Here is a 9,012-nt window from a genome sequence, read left to right on the forward strand (position 1 = left end):
TCGACTGCTCTGCGTTGTCAGCACTGTAGGCAGCGACCCACCTGGCTGGGTACCCGCAGTGGTGCTCGTTCATACGTGGTCGCCCAGCCGGGGAGCACCCCGGCGAAACGGCGAATCCTCCACAACAATACGTACTTTCGCGCCGGGATGATCACCGGACACGGGCGCGCGCTCGGCGCGACGCGCACGGCAGGGCCCGCCACGCCGTGCGGTGATCACCACTGGGCAGGTCGGCCGCGGCACGCCTACGCTGGGCCCATGGCGGCCGTCAACCGGGTTTTCGCAGCTCAGCTGGCAGGACTACCGGTCTTCGGACCCGACGGCGAGTCGATCGGCAAGGTGCGTGACCTGGTCGCGGGGCTCCGGTTGGACCACCAGCCGCCGCGAGTGCTGGGTCTCGTCGTGGAAGTCTCGACCCGGCGCCGCGTGTTCGTCCCGATGTTGCGCGTGACCGCGATCGAGTCGAACGCCGTCACCCTCGCCACCGGGTCGGTGAACATGCGGCGCTTCCACCAGCGCCCCAACGAGGTCCTCGTGCTCGGCCAGCTCCTCGACGCCCGCGCGCACCTGGCTTCCTCGGGCGCACGGCTCACGGTCGTGGACGCGGCGATGGAACCGACCCGCACCCGCGACTGGGTGCTGGCCAAACTGGCGGTCCGGCAACCGCGGACCGGGCCGTTGAAGCTCACCGGCCGCAGGGGTGGACTGCAGGTGCTGAGCTGGGAGGACGTCTCGGGCCTCGGCCTGGCCGACCTCGGCACCCAGCCGCAGGGCGCGGGCCAGCTGCTGATGCTGTTCGACACCATGCGCGCGGTCGACGTCGCCGCCACCCTGCGGGACCTGCCGCTCAAGCGCAGGCACGAGGTCGCCGACGCGATGGATGACGAGAAGCTCGCCGACGTCCTCGAGGAACTGCCGGAGGACGACCAGAAGGAGCTCGTCGACTACCTCGCCGACGAACGCGCGGCCGACGTGCTCGAGGCGATGAGCCCCGACGACGCCGCCGACCTGCTCGGCGAACTCGGCCCGACCGAACAGACCCGGCTGCTCGAACTGATGCACCCCGACGAGTCCGGCCCGGTGCGCAGACTGCTCGCCTACTCGTCGGACACCGCGGGCGGGCTGATGACCCCGGAACCGGTCGTGCTCGCCCCGGACGCCACCGTCGCCGAGGCACTCGCCCACATCCGCAACCCTGACCTGACGTCGGCGCTGGCGAGCATGGTCTTCGTGTGCCGTCCACCACAGGCCACGCCGACGGGCCGCTACATCGGGTGCGTCCACTTCCAGCGGCTGTTGCGCAGACCACCGGCCGAACTCGTCGCCTCCGTCGCCGACACCGACCTGCCACCGCTGCCGCCCACCGCCCCGCTCGGCGAACTGACCCGGTACTTCGCCGCCTACAACCTCACGTGCGCACCCGTCGTCGACACCCGGGACCACCTGCTCGGCGCCGTCACCGTCGACGACGTGCTCGACCATCTGCTCCCCGACGGCTGGCGCGAGACCGGCCTGCGCGACCTCGATCCCGGCACCCCGGCGGGCGGCGACACCCCGCCACCCGCCGGCACACCAGCGGAGAACGACCATGCCTGAACCGACCGGCCGCAGACGGCTCGACCAGCCCCGGCACTCCCACCGGCTCGGACGGCTGACCCCGAATTTGGACTCCGAGGCGTTCGGCAGCACGGCCGAGCGCCTCGCGCGTTTCCTCGGCACCGGGCGCTACCTGTTCTGGCAGACGCTGCTCGTCATCGTCTGGATCACACTCAACCTCACTGCGGTGACGCTCCGCTGGGACCCGTACCCGTTCATCCTGCTCAACCTGGCCTTCTCGACCCAGGCGGCGTACGCGGCGCCGCTGATCCTGCTGGCACAGAACCGACAGGACGACCGGGACCGCGTCTCGCTCGAGGAGGACCGGGCCCGTGCCGCGCAGACGAAGGCCGACACCGAATTCCTGGCGCGCGAGCTGGCCGCGCTGCGGTTGGCGGTCGGCGAGGTCGCGACCCGGGATTACCTGCGCAGCGAGCTGGACAAGTTACGCGAAGACCTCGATGGGCAGCCACGTAGCATGGGGAGACAACAGCAGGCCGCCAGCGACAGAAGGTCGGTGCCCGAGCAGTGACCACCACGCAAGAACAGCCCAGTGTCGAGACCGTCCGCACCGCGTTGGATTCGGTGCAGGATCCGGAGATCCACAAGCCGATCACCGAGCTCGGCATGGTCAAGGACATCACCGTCGGCGACGGCGGGGTCGTCACCGTCGAGGTGTACCTCACGGTGGCCGGGTGCCCGATGAAGGACACGATCACCAAGGACACCAAGGCCGCCGTGAGCGAACTGCCCGGCGTCAGCGAGGTGCGCGTCGAACTCGACGTCATGAGCGACGAGCAGCGCACGGAACTGCGCAAGCAGCTCCGCGGTGACGCCGAGGAGCCGGTGATCCCGTTCGCCCAGCCCGGCTCGATGACGCGCGTGTACTGCGTCGCGTCCGGCAAGGGCGGTGTCGGCAAGTCCAGTGTGACCGTCAACCTGGCCGCGTCCATGGCCGAGCGCGGACTCAAGGTCGGTGTCGTCGACGCCGACATCTACGGCCACTCGGTGCCCCGCATGCTGGGCGCCGACGAGAAGCCCACGAAGGTCGAGTCGATGATCATGCCGCCGCAGGCGCACGGCGTGAAGGTCATCTCCATCGGCATGTTCACCCCCGGCAACACCCCGGTGGTGTGGCGCGGGCCGATGCTGCACCGCGCGCTGCAGCAGTTCCTCGCGGACGTCTTCTGGGGCGACCTCGACATCCTGCTGCTCGACCTGCCCCCGGGCACGGGCGACATCGCGATCTCCGTGGCGCAGCTCATCCCGAACGCGGAGATCCTGGTCGTCACCACGCCGCAGCAGGCGGCGGCCGAGGTCGCCGAGCGTGCCGGTGCGATCGCGCTGCAGACGCGTCAGCGCGTGGCGGGCGTGATCGAGAACATGTCGTGGTTCGACGCCCCCGACGGGTCGAAGATGGAGATCTTCGGCTCCGGTGGCGGGCAGACGGTCGCCGACTCGCTGTCGAAGTCCGTCGGCGCCGAGGTTCCGCTGCTCGGCCAGGTGCCGCTCGATTCGCGCCTGCGCGAACAGGGCGACGCAGGCACCCCGCTCGTGCTGTCCGTACCCGACGCCGCGGCCTCCGAGGTCATGCGTGCCGCCGCCGAGAAGTTGTCGGTCCGGGCCCGCGGCCTGTCCGGGATGATGCTGAACGTCACTCCTGCGGGCAGCTGACGACCGTCCCCGCGTGTCCTGCGCTCGGCACCGCCACGGCAGGGACTGCGGCGGTGACCACGGCGTGAGCGGTGGCCCCGAGGCCTCCACCCCCAGTGCGAGCAAGGCCTCGGGACCACCCGCGCGTGCACGATCCGCGCATGCGCTCCCCCTGCCGAGACACCGGTCCTCGTCACTGCGCGCACTCCGCGGCGGCCGGTGTCCCTCGCGAGCCGACCGGGCCCCTGCCCCCTGTCGGCGTCCGGGCACACAGGTCCCGGACACGAGGTACACGCCCCGGACCCGACGAAGGTTGCCGCGCCGGCTCAGGACACGACGAAAGTAGGGGTGCCGCCGGCCGCGCCGAGTCCCGCTTCCACGGCGAGGACACGGCGGGCACTCCGGCCTGAGCGCAGAACACGCGCGCGGGCACAGCCGCGCGCGTCAGCGCGGCCGTGAGGGGCGATGGCCGGGAGACAGGTGGCCGGGAGACGGGTGGGCGCAGAACCCGTGCGCGGGGTGGGGCCCACCGACGGTCAGGTGGCGTCCGGGTCGACCGGAGGTTTCTGGCCGGACTCGAGCGGCTCCTGAGCAGGCTTCGCGGCGGAAGGTGCGGCTCCCGCACCGCCCGCGCCGATACCGCCGACACCGGCACCGCCCGTGCTGTCGGCGCGCGTATCGCCTGCGTACGGCGTGGTGTGCGCACCGTCGCCGCCGATGGGACGGGTGCCGTTGAGGCTGCTGAGCCCCGCCGGGTCGGTGTCGCCGTCGAAGAGGTGCTGGGTCACGGCGCGCTTGGGGTCGAAGTTGCGCAGGCCACGCAGGTCCTCGATGGGCTTGCGGAGCTCCTCGTACTCGGGGCCCATCTCGTCCTTGAGCTGCTGCCGGGCACCGGTGGCGAAGTCGCGGACCTTGCGCACCGACCGGCCCATCCACGCCGCCGCCTCCGGCAGTCGCTCGGGGCCCAGGATGAACAGGGCAGCCACGAGCAACACGAGGATCTCGGACCAGCCAACGCTCTCGAACACCTGGGAACCTCCGCCTCGATCGGCCGCTCCGGGCAAGTTTACAAGGTCAGTCTGAACCCAGGGTGACATCGACGGTAAGGGCTCGTCCCCCGCGAACGAGACGTACCGGCACAGTCTCCCCGACGTCGTGTTCGCGGACGGCGACGGTCAGCTCGGCGGCGTTACGCACCTGCCGGTCGCCGACCTTCGTGATCACGTCGCCTTCCTTGATGCCGGCCTTCGCGGCGGGGCCCTGGCCCCGCACGTTCTGCACCTGGGCGCCCTCGGAGCTGTTGGCCGACACCGACGCGGCGTTGACGCCGATGTCGGCGTGCTGCACCTTGCCGTCCTTGATCAGGTCGTCGGCGATGCGCATGGCCTGGTCGACGGGGATCGCGAAGCCGAGGCCGATGCTGCCGCCCTCGCCTTCGCCCACGGTGCGGATCATCGAGTTGATCCCGACGAGCGCGCCGCGGGAGTCGACGAGTGCGCCGCCCGAGTTGCCCGGGTTGATCGCGGCGTCGGTCTGGATGGCGTCGTAGGTGACGTTCGTGTCGCCGTTCTGCCCGGGTGCGGTGACGGGCCGGCCGACAGCACTGACGATGCCCTCGGTGACGGTGTTCTCGAGGCCGAACGGCGATCCGACGGCCACGACACTGTCACCCGGGGCGATGTCGGCGGACTTGCCGACCTCGATGACCACCGGGTTGGACACGTTCACCTTGATGACCGCGAGGTCCGTCTTCGGGTCGGTGCCGACGACCTCGGCGCCTGCGCGGGTGCCGTCGGTGAACACCGCCGTGATCTCGGCGTCCTCGGAGTCGACGGCCTGCGAGACGACGTGGTGGTTCGTGAGCACGTAGCCGTCGGAGTCGATCATCACACCGGAGCCGACCCCGCCGTCCTGACCGGACGTGATCTCCAGGGACACGACGGCGGGCGCCACCCGCTGTGCGATCCCGGCGATCGAGCCCGCGGGCCGTTCCTTCGCGGCTTCGGCCTCGGCCACGTTGAGTTCACCGGTGAGTTCGTCGCCGGTGCTGGCCACGCCCCAGCCGACGAGGCCTCCCGCCGCGCCGATCAGCAGCGCGATCACCGCCAGCAGTCCCAACGCGACGGGTTTGACGCGCCTGCCGAACAGCACCTCGGGCAGGCTCAGCTGCGCGCCCTGGGGTTTCGCGGACCCCTCGTCGGTCTCGGCGTCGCCGACCGCGGGCCTGCCGAGCACGGCGGCCGCGCCCGGGTCCCGCCAGGGGTCCGCCTCCGACGCCCACAGCGGGTCGTCGTCCTCGTCGCCCGCGTTCACGGGGGTCTCCGCGGCGGTGCCGTCGCTGCCGTCGGGGCGCTGCAGCACGACGTCGCGTTCCCCGGGAGGACGGCCGAACGCCTGCGCCAGGGACTCGGGTGTGGGTGGTGCGAGAACGGGCCCGCCCGCCCCGCCGGTGCGGTCACCGTTGCCGGTGACGTCCCCGGGACGGGTCAACGCGTCGAAGGAACCCTCCACACCGCGCGGCCTGCCGAACGCCGACGCGGCCGCCGGGTCCACCGACGGGCGCGCGATGGGACGCGGGCGGAGCCGCTGTTCGTCGTCGCCCTCGTGAGACGGGTTCGGTGGCTGGCTCATCTTCCCCCGGCATCCGGTTCGTCGCGTGCTCGTGCCTCGCACGGAGAGTACGCGTGCGCGGTGCGTCGGGCCGACGCACCATGGGACTTCACGAGGTGATCCTGCCGCGCCACCGGTGAAGTGGGCGTGGGCCTGCTCGTGCGCCGGGCCACGAGCACGCCACGGCCGCGGGAGGGGTCAGCGGCCGCCGGACATCACCGGCCGTTGGACAGATCAGCGGCCGCTGGACACCGGCGTGAGCGGCGCGCTCGACGCCGCCGGGCCGGTGGCCTCCGCGGACGCGGTGGAGCGGGCCGCCGTCGGCGTCGGCGTGGACGTGGCCGTGCGTGACGCCGCCGAACCGTCTCCGCCGAACTGTGCCCGCAGCACGTTCGTGTTCACGTCGCCGCCGGGGCGGGGCCGTTCCGGGTCTGCGGCCGTGCCACCACCGGTCGTCGTCACGAGCGCGAGCGCACTCAGCACGAGCCCGGACACGACCACGCCCGCGCCCTGGGCGGCGCGGCGCCTGCCGGTGGCGGAGCCTCCGCCGCCGAGCACGTTGCCGGACTGCCCCAGCGGCGTCGAACCGCCGAGCGGAGCGGAAGCGCCCAGTGCCTCGGAGCCGCCGACGGAACGTCCGCGCAGGCCTGCCACGCGGTCGGGCCGCTGAACGGCGACGAGCTGGCCGTCCTCGGTGACCGCGAGGTTGTCCGGAGTCTGGTCGAGTTCGGTGTCCTGGGGGATCGACCGCAGGCTCGCGAGGAAACCCGCCGACATCGACGGCTCGTCGGCGTCGCGCACGGCCGACCGCACCTGCCGCTGCGCATCGACCTCCGCCGCGCACCACGGACAGTGCGCGAGGTGCTCGGCGGCGCGTTCGGTCGCCCCGGTGGACAGTTCGTTGTCGACGAACGCCACGACCGCGTCCGGCAGCAGGTGCGACTCGGGAAGAGCGAACCCGCCGGACCCGTGGTGACGGCTCATCCCAGCGCCTCCCGCTCACGTGTTGCGGCCGCACGTTCCAGCGACGCCTTCAGCGCCTGACGGCCGCGGTGGATTCTGCTGCGCACGGTCCCGAGCTTGACGCCGAGGGTCGCGCCGATCTCCTCGTACGACAGTCCTTCGACGTCGCACAACACGACGGCGGCACGGAACTCCGGCGGCAACTCGGCCAGCGCGGTCTGCAGGTCGGGGTCGAGGTGGGTCTCGGAGAAGACCTGCTCGGGGCTCGGGTCGTCACCCACGATGCGATCCGTGTCCTCGGGCAGGCCCTCCATGCGCACGCGCGAGCGGCGACGAGCCATGTCGAGGAACAGGTTCGTCGTGATGCGGTGCAGCCAGCCCTCGAACGTGCCGGGCTTGTACGACGCGAGGGAGCGGAACACGCGGATGAACGTCTCCTGCGTGAGGTCCTCTGCGTCGTGGGCGTTGCCCGAGAGCCGGTAGGCCAGCCGGTAGACCCGGTCGGCGTGTTCGCGGACGACCTCGTCCCACGTGGGCGGGGTCCAGGTCGCCGCCACGTCGTCACCGGGCAGCGCTGTGTCGCCGGGCGACGCGGTGTCACCGTGCGCCCTGTCACCGCGCAGCGCCGTGTCGCCGGTCACGGCCCCGTTCGGGGCCGCGTCGGCCGGGCCGGACGTGGAGCGGTCGGCGACCGCCGCGCCCGCCTGCTCGCCTGTGGGTTGCGTCGTGCTGCTCTGTGACAGCTGAGGCACCTCCATCGACCTGATCCCCTTCGTTAGCCGTTCAACGTCCGGCGCGATCCCCGTGTTCCCGCCGGACCCCTATTTCCCTCGTGAGCTCCGCCCGTGAGGGCCGCCCGCCGTCCGGAGGCTGGCTGTCGGTCGTGGCTGACACTTCCTGTGGATGAGACGCAGTCTCGTCGCTCTCCTTACGGATTCGATGAGGTGCGGCTGAGAATGCCCTGAGAACCTGGCCGGGCCCGCTCGCGGCCTCGTGACGCCATGCCCTCGTGACGCCGTGTCCTCGCGGTGCCGCGGCCTCGCGATGCCGTGGCGGGCCCGTGTGCCGTGGTGGTCCGACCTGCTCGCGCGGCGCGCTAACCTTTCGCGCGTGACCTCGGAAACCGATCCCACTGCGGCGCTCGCCGACGCCGTCAGCGGGTTCGTCGACGGCTTCGCGGCCGAAGACGACGTGATCACCGCGGCTCGCGGGCGAGCCCGTGAGCTGGACTGCCCGGCGGTGTCACCCGCCACGGGCGCCGCGCTGGGGTTGCTGGCCACGACTGTGCAGGCCAGGTCCGTCGTCGAGATCGGGACCGGCACCGGGGTCAGCGGGCTGCACCTGCTGCGGGGCATGGCGCCCGACGGCGTGCTGACCACCATCGACTGGGAGCCCGAGTTCCACCGGGCCGCACGGCGCGTGTTCACGTCCGCGGGGTACCCGTCCGGCCGAGTGCGCACCATTACGGGCAGGGCTCTCGACGTGCTGTCCCGCCTGACCTCGGGCGGCTACGACCTCGTGTTCGCCGACGCCACGCTCGCCGAGTACCCGGGCTACTTCGCCCAGGGCGTCCAGCTGCTGCGGCCCGGCGGGGTGATCGTGCTCCACAACGTCCTCGCCGACCTGCACATCGGCGATCACGGCAGGCGCAGTCCGGAGCTGCTCGCGCTCCGCGACGTCGCCAGGACGATGCGCGACGACGACCGGCTCCGCCCCGCCGTACTGCCCCTCGGCGGTGGTCTGCTGGCGGCCGCCGTCGTCGGCCCCACGACCTGACCTCGGCCGCTCCGTCACGTGCCCCGAGCTGCCAAGGGCACTGTGGGGGCATCGAACACAGGCACGCGTCAGGGGCCGTGAGGGGCGGTGGGGAACCGTTGTGCGAGGGGAACCGTTGTGCGAGGGGAACCGTTGTGCGAGGGGAACCGTTGTGCGAGGGGAACCGTTGTGCGAGGGGAACTTTTGTGGCGTTCAACGCCACCAAGGTGCCCTTGGGGGCGAGGTTCAGGCGCGGCGGGCCGACAGGATCGCCAGGATGCCGACCGTGAGCGCGCCCGCGACAGCGGCCACGAGCCAGGCCCAGCCCGCGTGGCCGTACAGCACCGCGCCCGCCGCTCCTCCCACGCTGCTGCCGAGGTAGTAGCAGGCGTTGTAGAGCCCGCCCGCCTGTCCGCGCCCCGCGGGCGGGGCCTC

8 protein-coding genes and 1 pseudogene are annotated in these 9,012 nt (G+C 72.0%); 4 read left to right on the forward strand and 5 right to left on the reverse strand.

The window, feature by feature from the left end; genetic code table 11:
• Positions 1-258: 258 nt before the first annotated feature.
• Genes LY13_RS20355 through LY13_RS20365 form a run of 3 tightly spaced genes read left to right on the forward strand, consistent with a single transcriptional unit; the run spans position 259 to position 3,270 of the window.
• Positions 259-1,596 carry a magnesium transporter MgtE N-terminal domain-containing protein gene (locus tag LY13_RS20355; protein WP_253830203.1) on the forward strand — a complete coding sequence of 446 codons (1,338 nt, stop codon included), beginning with the start codon at positions 259-261 and terminating at the stop codon, positions 1,594-1,596.
• Positions 1,589-2,128 carry a DUF1003 domain-containing protein gene (locus LY13_RS20360; protein ID WP_253830204.1) on the forward strand — a complete coding sequence of 180 codons (540 nt, stop codon included), beginning with the start codon at positions 1,589-1,591 and terminating at the stop codon, positions 2,126-2,128. Before LY13_RS20355 ends, LY13_RS20360 begins: the two co-directional genes overlap by 8 nt.
• Positions 2,125-3,270 carry an Mrp/NBP35 family ATP-binding protein gene (locus LY13_RS20365; RefSeq protein ID WP_253830205.1) on the forward strand — a complete coding sequence of 382 codons (1,146 nt, stop codon included), beginning with the start codon at positions 2,125-2,127 and terminating at the stop codon, positions 3,268-3,270. Before LY13_RS20360 ends, LY13_RS20365 begins: the two co-directional genes overlap by 4 nt.
• A gap of 515 nt (positions 3,271-3,785) precedes the next feature.
• Here the strand turns inward: LY13_RS20365 and tatB are convergent.
• From tatB to sigE, 4 genes are all read right to left on the reverse strand, one after another.
• On the reverse strand, positions 3,786-4,277 hold the full coding sequence (gene tatB / locus LY13_RS20370) for a Sec-independent protein translocase protein TatB (protein WP_253830206.1): 492 nt from the start codon (positions 4,275-4,277) through the stop codon (positions 3,786-3,788).
• 46 nt (positions 4,278-4,323) lie between these two features.
• On the reverse strand, positions 4,324-5,880 hold the full coding sequence (locus LY13_RS20375; RefSeq protein WP_253830207.1) for a S1C family serine protease: 1,557 nt from the start codon (positions 5,878-5,880) through the stop codon (positions 4,324-4,326).
• A gap of 213 nt (positions 5,881-6,093) precedes the next feature.
• Positions 6,094-6,843: a zf-HC2 domain-containing protein gene (locus LY13_RS20380; protein WP_253830208.1), complete on the reverse strand. Its 750-nt coding sequence runs from the start codon at positions 6,841-6,843 to the stop codon at positions 6,094-6,096.
• Positions 6,840-7,580 carry an RNA polymerase sigma factor SigE gene (sigE, locus tag LY13_RS20385; protein ID WP_253830209.1) on the reverse strand — a complete coding sequence of 247 codons (741 nt, stop codon included), beginning with the start codon at positions 7,578-7,580 and terminating at the stop codon, positions 6,840-6,842. Before sigE ends, LY13_RS20380 begins: the two co-directional genes overlap by 4 nt.
• A 352-nt stretch (positions 7,581-7,932) precedes the next feature.
• On the opposite strand from sigE, the gene LY13_RS20390 reads away from it, so the two are divergent.
• Positions 7,933-8,598, forward strand: a complete 666-nt coding sequence (locus LY13_RS20390) for an O-methyltransferase (protein ID WP_253830210.1) — start codon at positions 7,933-7,935, stop codon at positions 8,596-8,598.
• A gap of 225 nt (positions 8,599-8,823) precedes the next feature.
• Here the strand turns inward: LY13_RS20390 and LY13_RS20395 are convergent.
• Positions 8,824-9,012, reverse strand: a pseudogene (locus LY13_RS20395) (MFS transporter); the annotation flags it as partial.

This window comes from Prauserella aidingensis, from assembly GCF_024171865.1.
GTDB classification, from domain to species: domain Bacteria; phylum Actinomycetota; class Actinomycetes; order Mycobacteriales; family Pseudonocardiaceae; genus Prauserella; species Prauserella aidingensis.